The organism is Austwickia chelonae NBRC 105200 (assembly GCF_000298175.1).
In the GTDB taxonomy this organism is placed as follows: Bacteria; Actinomycetota; Actinomycetes; order Actinomycetales; family Dermatophilaceae; genus Austwickia; species Austwickia chelonae.
This window is the reverse complement of the sequence record NZ_BAGZ01000008.1, coordinates 48,670-63,914: the sequence shown is the minus strand read 5'-3', so window position 1 is coordinate 63,914 and position 15,245 is coordinate 48,670. Positions and strand designations below refer to the sequence as shown.

At 66.6% G+C, this 15,245-nt stretch carries 14 protein-coding genes; 5 read left to right on the top strand and 9 right to left on the bottom strand.

Annotation, left to right across the window (positions count from 1 at the left end; translation table 11 throughout):
- Positions 1–119 precede the first annotated feature (119 nt).
- Positions 120–1,133 (bottom strand): CAF17-like 4Fe-4S cluster assembly/insertion protein YgfZ, encoded by a 1,014-nt coding sequence (ygfZ, locus tag AUCHE_RS06930; protein WP_006502568.1) that lies wholly within the window; start codon positions 1,131–1,133, stop codon positions 120–122.
- Positions 1,130–1,627: a Fur family transcriptional regulator gene (locus AUCHE_RS06925; protein ID WP_006502567.1), complete on the bottom strand. Its 498-nt coding sequence runs from the start codon at positions 1,625–1,627 to the stop codon at positions 1,130–1,132. The genes ygfZ and AUCHE_RS06925 overlap by 4 nt, the downstream gene beginning before the upstream one ends.
- Before the next feature lie 293 nt (positions 1,628–1,920).
- Between AUCHE_RS06925 and AUCHE_RS06920 the strand changes: the two genes are divergently transcribed.
- Positions 1,921–2,922, top strand: a complete 1,002-nt coding sequence (locus AUCHE_RS06920) for an LCP family protein (protein WP_245706820.1) — start codon at positions 1,921–1,923, stop codon at positions 2,920–2,922.
- Positions 2,923–3,010: 88 nt separating this feature from the next.
- Here AUCHE_RS06920 and AUCHE_RS06915 read toward each other — a convergent pair whose 3' ends face one another.
- The 3 genes from AUCHE_RS06915 to AUCHE_RS06905 all read right to left on the bottom strand — a co-directional run bounded on the left by AUCHE_RS06915 (position 3,011) and on the right by AUCHE_RS06905 (position 4,764).
- A complete protein-coding gene (locus AUCHE_RS06915; RefSeq protein WP_006502565.1) occupies positions 3,011–3,514 on the bottom strand; it encodes a heme-binding beta-barrel domain-containing protein in 504 nt (167 codons plus the stop codon).
- Positions 3,515–3,626: 112 nt separating this feature from the next.
- Positions 3,627–4,463 (bottom strand): hypothetical protein, encoded by an 837-nt coding sequence (locus AUCHE_RS15585; RefSeq protein WP_052024835.1) that lies wholly within the window; start codon positions 4,461–4,463, stop codon positions 3,627–3,629.
- Between the two features lie 46 nt (positions 4,464–4,509).
- Entirely contained in the window at positions 4,510–4,764 is a 255-nt protein-coding gene (locus AUCHE_RS06905) for a MoaD/ThiS family protein (RefSeq protein WP_281242610.1), read from the bottom strand.
- Between the two features lie 72 nt (positions 4,765–4,836).
- On the opposite strand from AUCHE_RS06905, the gene AUCHE_RS06900 reads away from it, so the two are divergent.
- Positions 4,837–5,517: a winged helix-turn-helix transcriptional regulator gene (locus tag AUCHE_RS06900; RefSeq protein ID WP_006502562.1), complete on the top strand. Its 681-nt coding sequence runs from the start codon at positions 4,837–4,839 to the stop codon at positions 5,515–5,517.
- A gap of 60 nt (positions 5,518–5,577) precedes the next feature.
- Here the strand turns inward: AUCHE_RS06900 and AUCHE_RS06895 are convergent, their stop codons facing one another.
- The gene (locus tag AUCHE_RS06895) at positions 5,578–7,770 is read right to left on the bottom strand and encodes a bifunctional metallophosphatase/5'-nucleotidase (RefSeq protein WP_052024834.1); all 2,193 of its coding nucleotides are present in this window, start codon (positions 7,768–7,770) and stop codon (positions 5,578–5,580) included.
- A gap of 121 nt (positions 7,771–7,891) precedes the next feature.
- Between AUCHE_RS06895 and mshD the strand changes: the two genes are divergently transcribed.
- Genes mshD through AUCHE_RS06880 form a run of 3 tightly spaced genes read left to right on the top strand, consistent with a single transcriptional unit; the run spans position 7,892 to position 12,085 of the window.
- The gene (gene mshD / locus AUCHE_RS06890) at positions 7,892–8,818 is read left to right on the top strand and encodes a mycothiol synthase (RefSeq protein WP_006502560.1); all 927 of its coding nucleotides are present in this window, start codon (positions 7,892–7,894) and stop codon (positions 8,816–8,818) included.
- A 4-nt stretch (positions 8,819–8,822) separates the two neighbouring features.
- The gene (locus AUCHE_RS06885; protein WP_006502559.1) at positions 8,823–11,126 is read left to right on the top strand and encodes an RNA degradosome polyphosphate kinase; all 2,304 of its coding nucleotides are present in this window, start codon (positions 8,823–8,825) and stop codon (positions 11,124–11,126) included.
- Positions 11,123–12,085, top strand: a complete 963-nt coding sequence (locus AUCHE_RS06880; protein ID WP_006502558.1) for an NUDIX hydrolase — start codon at positions 11,123–11,125, stop codon at positions 12,083–12,085. The genes AUCHE_RS06885 and AUCHE_RS06880 overlap by 4 nt, the downstream gene beginning before the upstream one ends.
- A gap of 337 nt (positions 12,086–12,422) precedes the next feature.
- On the opposite strand, the gene pstB is transcribed toward AUCHE_RS06880, so the two are convergent.
- The 3 genes from pstB to pstC are packed head-to-tail and all read right to left on the bottom strand — an operon-like array spanning position 12,423 to position 15,170.
- Positions 12,423–13,199, bottom strand: a complete 777-nt coding sequence (gene pstB, locus AUCHE_RS06875; protein WP_006502557.1) for a phosphate ABC transporter ATP-binding protein PstB — start codon at positions 13,197–13,199, stop codon at positions 12,423–12,425.
- 43 nt (positions 13,200–13,242) lie between these two features.
- Positions 13,243–14,169, bottom strand: a complete 927-nt coding sequence (gene pstA, locus AUCHE_RS06870) for a phosphate ABC transporter permease PstA (protein ID WP_006502556.1) — start codon at positions 14,167–14,169, stop codon at positions 13,243–13,245.
- Positions 14,166–15,170 carry a phosphate ABC transporter permease subunit PstC gene (gene pstC / locus AUCHE_RS06865; RefSeq protein ID WP_006502555.1) on the bottom strand — a complete coding sequence of 335 codons (1,005 nt, stop codon included), beginning with the start codon at positions 15,168–15,170 and terminating at the stop codon, positions 14,166–14,168. The genes pstA and pstC overlap by 4 nt, the downstream gene beginning before the upstream one ends.
- Positions 15,171–15,245 lie beyond the last annotated feature (75 nt).

The following is a 15,245-nucleotide window of genomic DNA, read 5'->3' as shown; positions in this document are numbered from 1 at the left end:
TCAGTCTGCTAACCCGGATAAGCGGCCAGCAAGCACCTGGGCTGCGATCTTGGACACGTTCGGCCCCGCATGGCCCGAAGATCGGCTTTCCTATGGAAAGTACTCGGCCGGAAGACTTTTCAGGGTCGCACGATCGTCGTCTGTGCGACGGTCGTCCCCCCGGCGACAAGCACCGCGTCGACCGGCACCGAACGCTTCACCACGGCCAACGCGACGGGACCGTCCTCGACATGCCGGGCGATGCTCGTGAGTCGCCCCACCGTCCGTCCACCGAAGGACAGCTCGGCACCGGGCTCGGGCAGGACGTGCTCCGAACCGTCGACATGACAGAAGACCAACCGTCGAGGAGGACGGCCCAGGTTGTGCACCCGCGCCACCGTCTCCTGGCCGCGATAACAGCCCTTCTGCAGGTGCACCGCCGTCCGGAGCCAATCCAGCTCGTGCACGATCGTGCGATGGTCGACCTCACAGGCAGCCCGGGGGCGCCACGCCGCGATCCGGAGCGCCTCCGCGGCCCAGACACCAGCCAGAGGACGCCCAGCCACCGCCTCGACCAGGGAAGCCCGAGGGACGATCACTTCCCGCCAGGCCCGCTCCGCCCCCGGATGCGCCTCCTCCGGCCCGTAACAGGCCGTCCTACCCACCGGGCCCGGCCAGGGGTCACGCCAGGTCGGAGCTTCCTCCGCCGTGCCCTCCCGATCACACGGCTCACCCAGCACCGCATACTCCGCGGACCGATCGGTCACCTCGACCCGCAACATGAACCGCATCCGGTCCAGCCAGGACACCAACGCCGACACGGCCCCCGGTTCGACCGTGATCCACGACCGCTCCCCGTCGTCCACCAGATGGAGCGCGTGTTCCACATGACCCTTCGGGCTGAGCACCAGGGTCTCCGTCGAGCGTCGCGCCGGCAGTTCGGTCAGATGCTGGGTCGTCAACGAGTGCAACCAGCTGAGACGGTCCGGACCGGACACCGTGACCACGCCCCGGTGGGACAGGTCCACCACGGCCGTCCCGTCCAGAAGACGTCTTTGTTCACGGGCAGGGTCTCCGTAGTGGGCGGCGACCCCGACGTCCGGACCGGACGCTGCCACCGCACCTGATACCTCCATGAACGGTGAACTCGTCATCTCTCCTCGCTCCTCACGCCCCAGGTCGATCGGTGACCCACCTCGGGCGCGCACTCGGCACACCAGCCCTGCACCGCCATATGACGCAGGTCCACCACGAACCCTGAAGCCTCCTCCACCGCGGCGGCGAAGGCCCGGGCACCGTCGACAGGTGCTTCCCCGACCTCGCGGCAACACGAACAGACCACGTGCACGTGATCGCCGTGGGACGCCAGATGGTAGGACGGCGCGCGTTTCCCCAACTGTGTACGGGAGACCGCCCCGATCCGTTCCAGGGTGTCCAGGTTGCGATACACCGTCGACGGAGGCATCAAGGACCCGCCGTCGGCGTTCACCATCGCCGACACCTCCTCGGGAGTGCCGTGCACCAACCGGGCCACGGCACGCAGCACACGTTCCCGTTGGGAAGTCATCCGTAATCCCCGGGACCGCAGGACCTCTGCGACCTCCTCGACGGGAAGCCCACGGGTCCCCGGTACCGGATCGTCCAGCATCAACTCAGCCTCGCCATAAGAAGTCGGACATTGATACAGCCCGAGACTGTTATCCCCGACCACTTTTGCACAAAAAAAGTCCGGCGAAGTACCCCATTGCCCCGGGCCGACTTGACCAAGTCGGACGCCCGACCTGATTATGCAATTCGGGATTGTGTCGAAAGCGGTTCGTACCGCGGCGGCCGTTCGGAACGAAAAGCGCGGAGGGGGCGCCGATCCGGCTTCCCGAGAGATTTGGCGAGCCATCCAGAGCCGTCCCGTCGACGCCAACAAGGGGGAACCCGGTGCCACCGATGCCCGAGCAGACGATGATCAGTCCGAAGGACCCCGTCCGTACTCTTCCGCCGAAGAAAAAACCCGGACGCCGGAAACTTCGCATCGTCATCGCCTCACTCCTCTCCGTCGTCCTCGTCGCCGTTCTCGGCGTCGTCGGTTACGCCGCCTACCTCGAACATGTGGTCAACTCCTCGCTGACCCACTCCCCGTTGCTTCCCGAGGAGAACGCCGCCAAGCCCGGCCCCACGAAAGCACCCGAAGCCGGAAATGCGCTCAACATCCTCCTCCTGGGATCGGACCTGCGCCCAGGCGAAGGCAAAGGCCGCTCGGACGTGATGCTGCTGGTGCACATCGACCGGGCCCGACAGAACATCACCATGGTCCATCTGCCACGCGACATGCAGGTCAGCATTCCGGGACACCGCGACGACAAACTCAACGCCAGCTACGCCTACGGCGGGGCACCGCTCACCGTCACCACCGTGCAGAACATGCTCGGCGTCCGTATCGACCACGTCGCTCAGATCGGCTTCGAAGGTTTCAAGGCCATGACCGACGCCGTCGGCGGCGTCGACGTGCACGTCGCCGAAGGAAGCCGCGAATTCCCCGTCGGTCAGACTCACCTCAACGGAGAACGAGCGCTGCTCTTCGTCCGACAGCGCTACGAGCTCCCCGAAGGCGACATCTCCCGCGGACGCCGAGAACTGGCCTTCGTGAAAGGGCTCATGATGAAGGCCCTCGCCCCGCAGACCCTCGCCGACCCCCGCAAACTCACCTCCTTCGTGGAAGCCGCGGCCAAGAACGCCACCGTCGACAAGGGGATCACCACCGACATGATCCGGTCCCTGGCCTTCGAACTACGTTCGGTGCGAGGCAACAACATCCACTTCCTGACAGCGCCGATCTCCGGTTTCGCCACCCGACCCGACGGGGCAGCGATCAATATCGTCGACACCGAAGCGATGAAACGTCTCGGACACGCACTGTCCGTGGACGACATGCCTTCCTACCGGCGCTGACCCGGCAGGAATCACACACCCGCGTCGTGCTGGAGGGCGGGGTCGGACCATGTGGTCCGACCCCGCCCTCCAGCACGACGCGGGACCCTCAGCCCACACGCCGCAACTTCGCCGAAGCATGGCTCTGCAACGGATGACCGCACGCAGCCATGTCCATCGCCCACATCAACTGCGAATCCACGAAGCCGTACATCCGGGTCGCCGCGTTGTACTCCTTCGACTCCGGGCTGCGCATCACACCGTCGGTACGCAACTGCACCACCGGACGCTGCTCGTCCCGTTTGCCGGCATACATCTCCACCACCCCCGTGGGATGGCTGAGCAACAGCTCGATCTCCCCGGACTCCAGCACCCGCCAGAAACCCAGCTCGGTCGCCAACGGGCGCACCTGCGAACCGTCGTCGGCCAACAGCCACGTGCGGCTCTCCCAGCGCAAGAAAGCACGCTCGTCATGACTGCAGACGATTTCCTGACCGAAATTGGCCGACTCCATGTCGGGATAACCGATCACCCCCGCGCCCTCCCAGCGCCCGACCAGCCAGGCCAGGGGCGCCAGCACAGGCTGGAGAGTGACGTCGAGTTCGAAGGCCATTCATTCCTCCTCGGTGCGGGACAATGCCCCCATTCTCCCGCACCGGCCAAGCGCCCCGCATCCGTCGCAGAACCCACCGGAGGCACCCGCCCGCCGGCCACCGCCGAGAATCTCAGGCCGCCAGACCCACCAGCACGGAGACGACCACCCCGACGATCAGCCACGACCCGGCCCCCGAAGCAATCTGAGGACGACGACGCGACTGAGTCGGCTGCACGAAGAAGATCTGACGCAGCGAATAAGAACCCAGACCGGCCACCGACCCGGCCCCCACCAGGACCCACGCCGGTAAACCGGCCACATCCACCACGGTATGAGCCGCATAGGCCCCCGCCCCGGCAAGAGCCGCAGTGATGACCACCGCCGGGCCGTCGTCCACCCAACGTCCGCGCACGATATCCCCCAGAGCGGCACAGGCCACGGCAGCCGCGACCACGACCACCGCCCCCAACGCCCCAGGCCGGGTCAACATCGGCAACGAACCCGCCCACGCCGCGATCAACAACACACCGGAGACCGTCGACACCAAGGACTCCACCAGCCGAGGCCTGCCGTCCCGCCGCGCCAGCTGATGGACGAAAGCAGCCAGAACGGACCCGGCCAGAGCCACCAACACCGCCGAAAGATCCCCGATCCCACTGGCCACCGGACGGGCCGACCAACCGGTCACCCCCAGAGTCACCGCCGCATACGCCAGAACAGCGGTCGTCCCCCGCGGAGCAGGAAGATTCAACAGAGGCACCCACCCGACGACCACCGCCACCACCATGACCCCACCGGTCAAGGCCACCCCCAAGGGCATGTGCGCCGCAGCGAAAGCCGCCGACACCAACGCCGCACCCACCGCAGCACCGGTCACCAACGGACGCCAGGGCCGGACCGGCATGAGCGGACCGGCCACCGCGCTGGGCAGCGGCGGCGGATGATGCGCCCTGTCGTCACCGGTCATCTCCGCGGCACTCCTCGCAGTCTCGCCCACAGGGCGCATTCTCCCATCACCCGCCGGCGAAAGGAGGGAGCACTTCGAGAGTGCACCCCGCAGGCGCCTCGGCATCACGGTCAACGGCCAAGCCGTCCACGAGCACCGATGCCACCGCCACCACCGGAGCCAGCTGAGGGTGCCGGGCCTCGGCCGCCGCCAGGACATCAGCGACCCGCCCCGGCACAACCGACTCCTCGGCCACCCCGGCGGCGGCCCGGGCCGCCGCCCAATAGCGCACGGTCACCATCGCGAAAGAACTCTCTGTCACCTGCCCAAGCCTGCCATCCCGGCACCGGACTTCCCCGACGGTCCGGACAGCGGGACGACCTATTCTGGGACGATGGCGGAGCTGATCCTCATGACGTCCGCACTCGGTGCGAGCACGGAGATCCTGCCCGGTCTCGGTTTCCTCTCCCATCAAGTCCACATCGTCCGCCCGGACATCCACGAGCTCCTCCTCGGAAGACGAGGAGACATCGTCCTCGTGGACGCCCGCCGCGACCTGGCCGGAGCCCGCGCGCTGTGCCGCCTCCTCGCCACCACCGGGACGAGCTGCCCGGTGATCGTCGTCCTCACCGAAGGTGGACTGGTCGCAGTCGCCCACGACTGGACCTTCACCGACATCCTGCTGGACTCCGCCGGCCCGGCAGAGATCGACGCCAGGATCCGCCTCGCCCTCACCCGCGCCCCGCAGGACGACCCGGACCTGAACTCACCGATCACCAACGGAAACCTGGAGATCGATGAATCCACTTACGCGGCAAGACTGGACGGACGACTCCTCGACCTGACCTACAAGGAATTCGAACTCCTCAAATACCTGGTGCAACACCCCGGCAGAGTCTTCACCCGGACCCAACTGCTCCAGGAGGTCTGGGGATACGACTACTTCGGCGGAACCCGCACCGTCGACGTACACATCCGACGGCTACGGGCGAAACTCGGCACCGACAACGAAAACCTCATCGGCACCGTCCGCAACGTCGGGTACCGGTTCGTCCCCGACGAGGTGCCCGCCTGACCTGCCTGCAGACACCTCGTCGACGACCCGCCGCCCACCGGCGCGGACGACGGATCAGAGCTACTTCTTCGTGATCCGGGTCAACGGTGCCGGGGTGTACGACGCATGCTTCTCCAAGTACTTGGCAAAGCTGTCCAGGTCCTGGCTCCCGGTGATCCGGTTCCGCCCCTGGGCGAAGGCCGCGAAACCGTCACCTCCATCGGCGAGGAAGGAATTCGCCACCACCCGGTAGGTGGCCTTGCGATCCACCGGCTTACCGGCGATCTTCACGCTGCCGTCCACGACCCGCGGGCCCTTCGGCCCCGCCGTCCACACGTACTCGAACCCCTTGCTCACCTGCAGAACCTTCGGGTCGCCGGCGTTCTTCCCGGTGAACTGCTGGTTCAACAAGGCGTACAGCTGCTCCCCGGCCAGATCCATCGACACCAGGTTGTTGCCGAAGGGCTGCACCGAGAAGGCCTTCCGGAAGGTGACCGTCCCCGGTTTCTCCCCGGCCAGCGGAGCGAAGAGCAGATCCGCACGGATCCCCCCGGGGTTCATGAAGGCCACCGCCGGAGCACCCTTCGCGGCCACACCCGGGTCCGCCAACTGGGCGTCCGCGACCAGATCACCCAACTGGCTCTCCCCTGCGGCATTCGGCACACGGGTGACATCGGCGGAGATCGTCCCCAACCCTCGGTCCGCGATCGGCTTCACCTTCGCGGTGTACGCCGAGACGATCCGTTGGATCTGCGGGTCGGCGGGCACGTCACGGGACACGATCTGCTGACGGGTCCACGTCCGGTCACGCACCACGTCCTTGGTGGCCGGGTCGTACTTGAAGTGCAGATTCGTGATCAACCTGCCCAGGGCGAGAGCCTGGGTGACCGGCCTCGGCCTGCCCTGCGGGTCCGGGACATCGCACAGGTACGCCTGATGACTGTGCGCCGTGAGGATCGCATCCACCCCCGCGTCCACCTTGCGTGCTATCGGCAGCACCGGCGACCCGGCCAGAAGATTCGCACTCCCCTGGGAACACCGCGCGTCATAAGGTGGAGTCACCTGGTACGACTTCCCATTGGGCGCCTTCCACGGCTGCGGGGGCACCGATCCTCCCTCGTGGACGAGGGCGACGACCGCGTTGACACCCTTGGACCGCAGCTCCGCCGTGGCCCGGTTGATCGCCTCCACCTCGTCGCCGAAGGTGATCCCCTTGACCCCCTCATGGCTGACCACATTCGCGGTGTCCTTCAGGACGACCCCGATCACCCCGATCTGGACGCCGTTCTTCCTCATCACGGTGTAGGCCGGCAGGATCGGTTTCTTCGTCCCCGCCTGGTACACATTCGCCGCCAACAGCGGGAAAGAAGAACCGGCGTACTTGTGGAGAGCACAGGAATTACGGTTGTTCTTCCCCTCACCGTCGTCGACACAACCACCCTTGACGATCCGCAGCAGCTCCTTGTAACCCTTGTCGAACTCGTGGTTGCCCACAGACGCGGCGTCCACCTTCATCGCCGACAGGGCTTCCATCGTCGGTTCGTCGTAGAAAGCCGCCGACAACAACGGCGACCCGCCGATCTGGTCACCGGCAGCGACGGTGAACGAGGTCTGCTGGCCGTCCCGCAACCGCTTCAGATGGGTCGACAGATAAGCCGCTCCCCCGGCATCGACCGTCGCCGCACTCACCTTCCCGGCAGCATCGACGGTGTGCCCCACCGTCACCCGACCGCTGCTGCCCGTCGGAGGTTCGAGATTGCCGTGGAAGTCGTTGAAGGCCAACAACTGCACGTCCTTCAAGGTGCGTTCATAAGCCCGCTGGTCACGAGCCTGCTGACGGACCTTGCGCTGAGCCGCCCGATCGGCACGAACCGCAGCGCGCACCCTCAGGCCCTCGACCTGCTGACGGCCCGGCACCTGCTGCTGGCCCGCCTGACCACCCGAAGGCGGCTGCGGCACCTGAGCGATCTGACCAGGAACAGCAGCTGCCTGCCCCTGACGCGACCGTTCCCGGTCCTGAGCCTCCTCGGCCGCATCCCGAGCCGCCTCCGCGTCGTCCCGGACCTTCTCAGCCGCATCGGACCTCGACTCGACCGCTTCCCTGGCCGCCCTGCTCCGGGCGTCCTCCGCCACCGGACGGGACGCCCCGGACCCGGCCTGCCCCGGCGGAACCGGGGTGGTGGCCGCACCGGCGGGGACCGTGGCCAAGACACTGGTCAAGGTGACGCCAGACAGACAAATGGCGATGATCCGAGACCGTCGGACACTGCTCATGGGCTCTCCTGTGTACGAGCTTGCGCGCCATCGCGCAAAATATGCCGATTGCGGACGTGATCCGCAGTAGTGCCCTTCCAGGACAACAGAGACCGGCGGTCTCCCGTGATGGAATGGCGATATGTGGGTGCAATGTGGAGAACAGATCGACGAGAGCACACGACAGGACGTCCTGAACCTCGCGGACACCGCCACCGGACGCGACCAGGTCGCACCACTGTCGGAACAGACGACGCTCAACCTCGACGAACCCGGCACCGGGATCACCCATATCGTCGCCCGGGAACAGAACCGCCCCGACCTCGGGGCCCAGATCGACCCGCAGAGCGAATCGCCTACTCTGTTGGGCTATGCCCAGATCGACGCACGCCCCGGAGGCCCACCCTCCGCCGAACTCGTCGTCCACCCCGACCACCGCGGACGAGGGATAGGGCGGACGATCCTCCGACAAGTGCTCGACCACACCCCGGACGCCCGGATCTGGGTCCACGGCTCCCACCCCGCCGCCGACGCCCTCGCCCGGTCCGAAGGCCTCACCGTCGTCCGTGAACTGCTCCGAATGGGCCGGCAGCTGCTCCCCGAGGACGAGTTGCCCGCTGAACTCCCCGAGGGGTACACGGCCCGCACCTTCACCCCGGCCGACGGAGAAGCCTGGCTGGCGGTCAACGCCGCAGCCTTCGTCGACCACGCCGAACAGGGCCGGCTCGGCCCCGACGACCTGCAGGCCCGCCTCCGCGAAGAATGGTTCGACCCGCAGGGATTCTTCCTCGTGCACGACCCGCACGGCCGACTCGCCGCCTTCCACTGGACCAAGGTCCACGACGGGGTCGCCGAGGTCTACGTGGTCGGCGTCTCCCCCGAGCACCAAGGAAAAGGCCTGGGACGAGCCGCCACCGCCATCGGTCTCGCCCACCTCCGCGACCGCGGGCACCCCCAGGTCGAGCTCTACGTCGACGGCCACAACACCGCCGCCGTCAACACATACCGAAAACAGAGATTCACTGTGCTCGGCCGCGATGTCCAGCTGATCAAGACGATGCCACGATAGAAACATGGCCAGCTCCCAGAACCACCCCGTCGAGAACACGACACCTGCGGACACACCGGACGATCCCCCCGCCTCCGCAGGCGAGAGCGACCACACCCGTCTGTCGACCTCCCTCACCGCAGCCCCGGAAAGGCCCCGGCCACGGGCCGCCAACGGCAGATTCGTCCGACTACCCGAGAGCGAGGACGGGCCGACCCCCTCCGAAGACGACCTCCCCGACGAACGCTTCCTCGACCGGGAGATCTCCTGGCTCCAATTCAACGAACGGGTCCTGCAACTGGCCGTGGACCCCGACCTGTACCTCCTGGAGCGGGCCCGCTTCCTTTCGATCTTCGCCAGCAACCTCGACGAGTTCTTCATGGTGCGGGTCGCCGGGCTGAAGAGACGCATCGCCACCGGACTCGCGATCCGCTCGGCCTCCGGGCTCGAACCCCGCGAGCTCCTCGACCGCATCCTCTCCAGCGCACGCCAACTCATGGAGACCCACGCCCGGGTCTTCGCCGAGGAGGTCCAACCCGCGCTCGCCGAGGAAGGCATCGTCCTGGAGCGGTGGACCGAGCTGACCGACGACGAACGGGAACGGCTGTCCTGGTGGTTCCGCGGGCAGGTCTTCCCGGTGCTGACCCCGTTGGCGGTCGACCCGGCCCACCCCTTCCCGTACATCTCCGGCCTGTCGCTGAATCTCGCCGTGACCCTGATCAACCCCAAGACGGGCAATGAACACTTCGCCCGGGTGAAGGTCCCACCGCTGCTCCCCCGCCTGGTCCGGGTCGAATCCGAGGACGAACCGCGCAGCCTCTACGGCGCCCGTTTCGTCCCCCTCGAGGAGATCATCGCCGCCCACCTGGAACAGCTCTTCCCCGGGATGGACGTCCAGGAACACTTCACCTTCCGGGTCACCCGTAACGAGGACCTGGAGGTCGAGGAGGACGACGCGGAGAATCTGCTCACCGCGCTGGAGAAGGAACTCACCCGGCGGAGGTTCGGCCCCCCGGTCCGTCTGGAGGTCGACGCGGCCATGGACGACCACGTGTTACGGATGTTGATGCGGGAGATGCAGGTCGGCCCGCAAGAAGTCTTCCGGCTGCCCTCGCCCCTGGACCTGCGCTGCCTGGGTGCGATCGCCGACCTTGACCTGACCGAGCTCAAATACCCCAGCTTCGTCCCTCGGACCCACCCCGACCTCGCCCGGGTCGAGTCGAGCAAACCGGCGAACATCCTCGCCGCCGTCCGGACCAAGGACGTGCTGGTCCAACACCCCTACGACAGCTTCTCCACCTCGGTGCAGGCCTTCATCGAACAGGCTGCTGCCGATCCGAAGGTCCTGGCCATCAAACAGACCCTCTACCGCACCAGCGGTGACTCCCCGATCATCGACGCGCTGATCGACGCGGCCGAATCGGGGAAACAGGTGTTGGCGGTGGTGGAGATCAAAGCCCGCTTCGACGAGCAGAACAACATCGAATGGGCCCGCAAACTCGAACATGCCGGCGTCCACGTCGTCTACGGGGTGGTCGGCCTGAAGACCCACTGCAAACTGTCCCTGGTGGTACGGCAGGAGACCAACGGGCTGCGCCGCTACTGCCATGTGGGTACCGGAAACTACCATCCGAAGACCGCCCGACTCTACGAGGACTTCGGGTTGTTCACCTGCGACCCCAGCGTCGGCGAGGATCTGACCAGGCTGTTCAACCAGCTGTCCGGTTGGGCTCCCCGCAGCAAGTTCAAACGGCTGCTGGTCGCGCCACGCTCGCTGAGGTCAGGCCTGCTCGACAAGATCGAAGGCCAGATCGAACGCGCCCAGCAGGGCAAACCGGCCTATATCGGCATGAAGGTCAACTCCATCGTCGACGAGACCGTCATCGATGCCCTCTACCGTGCCTCGCAGGCCGGAGTCGAGGTGGACGTCCTCGTGCGGGGTATCTGCGCACTCCGCCCGGGCCTGCCGGGGTTGTCCGAACGGGTCCGGGTGCGCTCGATCCTGGGGCGTTTCCTCGAACACAGCAGGATCTTCGTCTTCGGGAAGAGCGGCGCGGACGGGGTGTACCTCGGCAGCGCCGACATGATGCACCGCAATCTCGACCGTCGGGTCGAGGCCCTGGTCCGCATCAACGATCCCGGACATGTCGAACAGCTGGTGTGGATCCTCGCCCAGGGTATGAGCGACACCACTTCCAGCTGGCATCTGGACGGCACCGGCCGCTGGACCAGATGCCATCGCGGTGAGAACGGCGAGCCGCTCGCGGACCTCCAGTCCGTGCTCATCGACTCCCATGCCCGTCGACGGAAGCAGAAACGCGCCAGATGAGCCGTCCGATCAAGAACAGAAGAACCGTAGAGGTCCGCACCGCCGGGATCGTGCCCTGGCGTCGTCGGAACGGTCGTCTCGAGGTGGCCCTCGTCCACCGTCGACGCTATGACGACTGGTCTTGGCCCAAAGGAAAACTCGAATCCGGGGAGAGCTATCCCGCAGCGGCCGTCCGTGAGGCGGCCGAGGAGACCGGGTTGACGATGCGGCTGGGGATCCCGTTGCCGACCAACAGCTACCCGCTGTCCCCCCGCGGAGGGCGCCCCCACGAGAAGGTGATCCGTTACTGGGCCGGGAAACCGATCTCCGGAGACGGGAAACTCCTCCACGAGGTCGACAAGCTGCGGTGGGTCACCGTTCCCAAGGCCCGTCGGCTGTTGACCTACCGTCGCGATCGCGAGCAGCTCGACGCCCTCGCCACGGCGGATGGCTGCGGCGAGTTGAAGACCTGGCCGTTGGTCCTGGTCCGGCACGGCAATGCGGTCTCTCGTAAGGCGTGGACGGAGCACGACTGGCTGCGTCCGCTGAACCGTCGCGGGCGGGCCCAGGCCCAGGAACTGGTGTCCGTGTTGTCCGCCTACGACATCCGGCACGTGGCCACGTCCTCGTCCACCCGGTGCCTGCACACCGTCACCCCCTACGCCGAGTCCAGGAAGTACACCGTCCACTCGACGGCCGTGTTCTCCGAGGAAACCTTCGCCGAGGACCCGGGTCGGTCGACGGACGCTTTGAAGGCTCTGCTCGCTTCCGGGGAGAGAGCACTCCTGTGCAGCCACGGACCGGTGATCCCTTCGCTGCTGGCCGAACTGATGCCCCGGGCCCGGGGGGCGGCACGTCAGATACTGAAGGAGGTCGGCGCGGAGAACATGGTCAAAGGAGAAGCCCTGGTGATGCACGTACGTGGCCGGGGCTCGTCGGCGAAGGTGATCGCCGCCGAACGGCATCTTCCCCTGATCTGAAGCAGCGGAAGGGTTCTCGGTCGCTGACCGTTCGCAGACCCGACGAGCCGGTCGTCCTTCCTCAGAGAGGCGTCCCCCGACCCGATTGGGAACGAGGTACGGCTAGCCGTTACCGTGGATGGAGCGTGCCAGGCCGCGGTAGCCCCGGGTCCCAAAATACGCCGCTACGAGCGGCCGTGCGCCGAGAGGCGCTCCCGGTTTGGCACGTCTCACGTCCGAGGGGCTGTCCCCGTGATAGGTCACGGGGACAGCCCCTCACGTCATGTCGGTGCGCGTCCACGCGCTACCGATCGGCACCTTGCCCGGGCACCGGGCTCCTCCGGGGCCGGTCGCCGGGTCAGCCGAAGCGACCTGAGATGTAGTCCTCGGTGGCGCGCTCACCGGGGTTGCTGAAGATCCGGTGGGTGTCGCCGATCTCGATCAGTTTTCCGGGCTGACCGGTGGCCGCGAGGTTGAAGAAGGCCGTCCGGTCCGACACCCGTGCGGCCTGCTGCATGTTGTGGGTCACGATCACGATCGTGTACCGCTCCTTGATCTCGTTGATCAGGTCCTCGATGGCCAAGGTCGAGATGGGGTCCAGCGCCGAACACGGCTCGTCCATCAGGAGCACCTCAGGTGAGACCGCGATCGCCCGCGCGATGCACAGCCTTTGCTGCTGGCCCCCGGAGAGCCCCGCGCCCGGTTTGCCCAAGCGGTCCTTGACCTCGTTCCACAGGTTCGCCCCGCGGAGCGATTTCTCGACCGTCTCGGCCAGGAGCGCCTTGTCGCGGACGCCGTTCAACCGTAGACCGGCCGCCACATTGTCGAAGATGGTCATCGTGGGGAAAGGATTGGGACGTTGGAAGACCATGCCCACCGTGCGTCGGACCGCGACCGGGTCGACGTCCGGCGCGTACAGGTCTTTCCCGTCCAGGGTGATCTCTCCCTCGACCCGACCGCCCGGCACCACCTCGTGCATCCGGTTCAGGGTGCGCAGCATCGTCGACTTTCCACACCCGGAGGGGCCGATGAACGCCGTCACCGACCGGGGTTCGATCGTCATGGACACCCCTTCCACCGCTTTGAAGGAGCCGTAGAAAACATTCACGTCGTTGACGTCGATGCGTTTGGCCATGTGAGCTTCGAGATTCTTCCGTGAGGGAGGTCGTTGTTGACGGTCAGGCTTTGACGGTTCCGGTGCGGGCGATGAAACGTCCGACCAGGTTGAGCATCAGCACCAGGAGGATGAGGGTCAGCGCCGCGGCCCAGGCCCGTTCCACCGCGGGTGCCAGCGCCTCCATCCTCTCCTGGTTGATCATCGTGGGCAGGGTCGCCATATTGCTCGCCAACAGGTCCAGGTTGATGAACTTCGTGTAAGGCCCCAGGACCAGCAGGGGAGCGGTCTCCCCCATCACCCGGGCCAGGCCGAGCAGCACCCCGGTCACGATGCCGTTGAAAGCGGTTGGCAGGACCACCGACACGATGGTCTTCCACTTGGGCACGCCCAGGGCGTAGGAGGCTTCCCTGAGTTCGTTCGGGACGAGCTTGAGCATCTCCTCGGTGGACCGGATGACCGTGGGGATCATCAGGAGCACCAAGGCCAAGGTGACCGCGAAACCCACCCGCTGCAGGTCGAAGACGCCGACCCACAGCGCGTAGACGAACAGGGCTGCCACGATGGAGGGCACCCCGGTGAGGACGTCCACCATGAAACTGACCGCCGTGGAGAGCCGCCCGCGCCCGTATTCCACCAGGTAGATCGCGACCAGGACGCCGACCGGCACCGAGATCGAAGCGGTCACCAAGGCTTGGAGCAGGGTCCCGACGATCGCGTGATAGGCCCCGCCGCCACGGATCGTGGACACCAGACCGGCCTGGCTCCTGTTCCACCACCCGACCTCCAGGAGAAGCCCGAGTCCGTTGGACAGGACGGTGTAGACGATCCACAACAGAGGCAGCACCGCCAACGCGAAGCAGAGACACATCACCACCCGTGCGACGACATCCCTGACGGTGCGCGAATGCGAGTGCCCTCCCGACAGGCTCAGGTCGACGGGCTGTTCGATCCGGTCGGGTGCACCGGTCGCCGCCGTGCTGGTGGTCATTCGACGAAGGCCTTCCTGCGGTTGATGACGATACGGGCCACCGCGTTGACGGCGAAGGTGAGCAGGAAGAGCACCAGCCCAGCTGCCATGTACGCACCGGTCTTCTGCGCCGAGTCGAACTCGTGGGCGTTGTTGGCGATCCGGGAGGCGAAGGTCTCCCCGCCGCGGAAGATGCTCCAGCTCCATGCCGATTTCGGGGCCAGTGCGGACAGGATCATCATCACTGCGACGGTTTCTCCCAGCGCCCGACCCAGACCGAGCATGGAGGCGCTGATCACCCCGGGACGACCGAAGGGGAGCACCGCGGTGCGGATCATCTCCCATTTGGTGGCGCCCAGCGCCAGGACGCCTTCCTTGTGGGCCAGCGGAGTCTGGTCGAAGACCTCCCGGGAGATCGCCGTCACGATGGGCAGGATCATGATGGCCAGCACGAGGCTGACGACGAAGAGCGTGGAGCCGCTGTCGACCGGGTTCTCCGCACTCTTGGCGAACAGGGGGACCCACCCCAGCGCGGCGTTCAGCAGCCCTTGCAGGCCCGAACGTTCGATCAACGGCCCGAAGGTCATGATTCCCCAGAGGCCGTACACGATCGACGGCACCGCGGCGAGCAGGTCGATCAGCTGACCGGCCGGACGTGCGAGACGACGGGGCGCGTACTGGGTGATGAACAAGGCCACCCCGACCCCCAAGGGCACGGCCACACACATCGCCATGATCGACGTGATGACGGTCACCCACAGCAGAGAGGCCACACCGAACCGGGGATGGTCACCTGCGGTGAGCCACTCCGAGGAGGTCAGGAAGGAAGCCTCGTTGCGGGCCAGCGAAGGCGCGGCCTGACCCAGCAGGAAGAGCCCGATGAGAGTGACGATGGCGACCACGATGGCGCTGGCCCCCACGGCGGCGCCATGGAAAAGTCGATCACCCCGCCGGCGGGTGCCGATGGAGCCGTCCAGTCCGACGGGCGAGGCCGTCTCCTGGGTCTGTGTCGTGTCAGGCATGCCTGGCATCCCCTGTCTCGCGGGCCGGTGTTCCTGCGCCGCGGCGGTCGTGCGGGATGAGCCGTGCCGGGACGT

What these genes read in the sequence shown, in the direction of transcription:
- AUCHE_RS15585 (WP_052024835.1), bottom strand. Translation starts at nt 4,463, where the DNA reads ATGACCGGTGACGACAGGGCGCATCATCCGCCGCCGCTGCCCAGCGCG.
- AUCHE_RS06915 (WP_006502565.1), bottom strand. Translation starts at nt 3,514, where the DNA reads ATGGCCTTCGAACTCGACGTCACTCTCCAGCCTGTGCTGGCGCCCCTG.
- pstA (WP_006502556.1), bottom strand. Translation starts at nt 14,169, where the DNA reads ATGACCACCAGCACGGCGGCGACCGGTGCACCCGACCGGATCGAACAG.
- mshD (WP_006502560.1), top strand. Translation starts at nt 7,892, where the DNA reads ATGTGGGTGCAATGTGGAGAACAGATCGACGAGAGCACACGACAGGAC.
- AUCHE_RS06880 (WP_006502558.1), top strand. Translation starts at nt 11,123, where the DNA reads ATGAGCCGTCCGATCAAGAACAGAAGAACCGTAGAGGTCCGCACCGCC.
- AUCHE_RS06925 (WP_006502567.1), bottom strand. Translation starts at nt 1,627, where the DNA reads ATGCTGGACGATCCGGTACCGGGGACCCGTGGGCTTCCCGTCGAGGAG.
- AUCHE_RS06895 (WP_052024834.1), bottom strand. Translation starts at nt 7,770, where the DNA reads ATGAGCAGTGTCCGACGGTCTCGGATCATCGCCATTTGTCTGTCTGGC.
- pstB (WP_006502557.1), bottom strand. Translation starts at nt 13,199, where the DNA reads ATGGCCAAACGCATCGACGTCAACGACGTGAATGTTTTCTACGGCTCC.
- AUCHE_RS06920 (WP_245706820.1), top strand. Translation starts at nt 1,921, where the DNA reads ATGCCCGAGCAGACGATGATCAGTCCGAAGGACCCCGTCCGTACTCTT.
- AUCHE_RS06900 (WP_006502562.1), top strand. Translation starts at nt 4,837, where the DNA reads ATGGCGGAGCTGATCCTCATGACGTCCGCACTCGGTGCGAGCACGGAG.
- AUCHE_RS06885 (WP_006502559.1), top strand. Translation starts at nt 8,823, where the DNA reads ATGGCCAGCTCCCAGAACCACCCCGTCGAGAACACGACACCTGCGGAC.
- ygfZ (WP_006502568.1), bottom strand. Translation starts at nt 1,133, where the DNA reads ATGACGAGTTCACCGTTCATGGAGGTATCAGGTGCGGTGGCAGCGTCC.
- pstC (WP_006502555.1), bottom strand. Translation starts at nt 15,170, where the DNA reads ATGCCTGACACGACACAGACCCAGGAGACGGCCTCGCCCGTCGGACTG.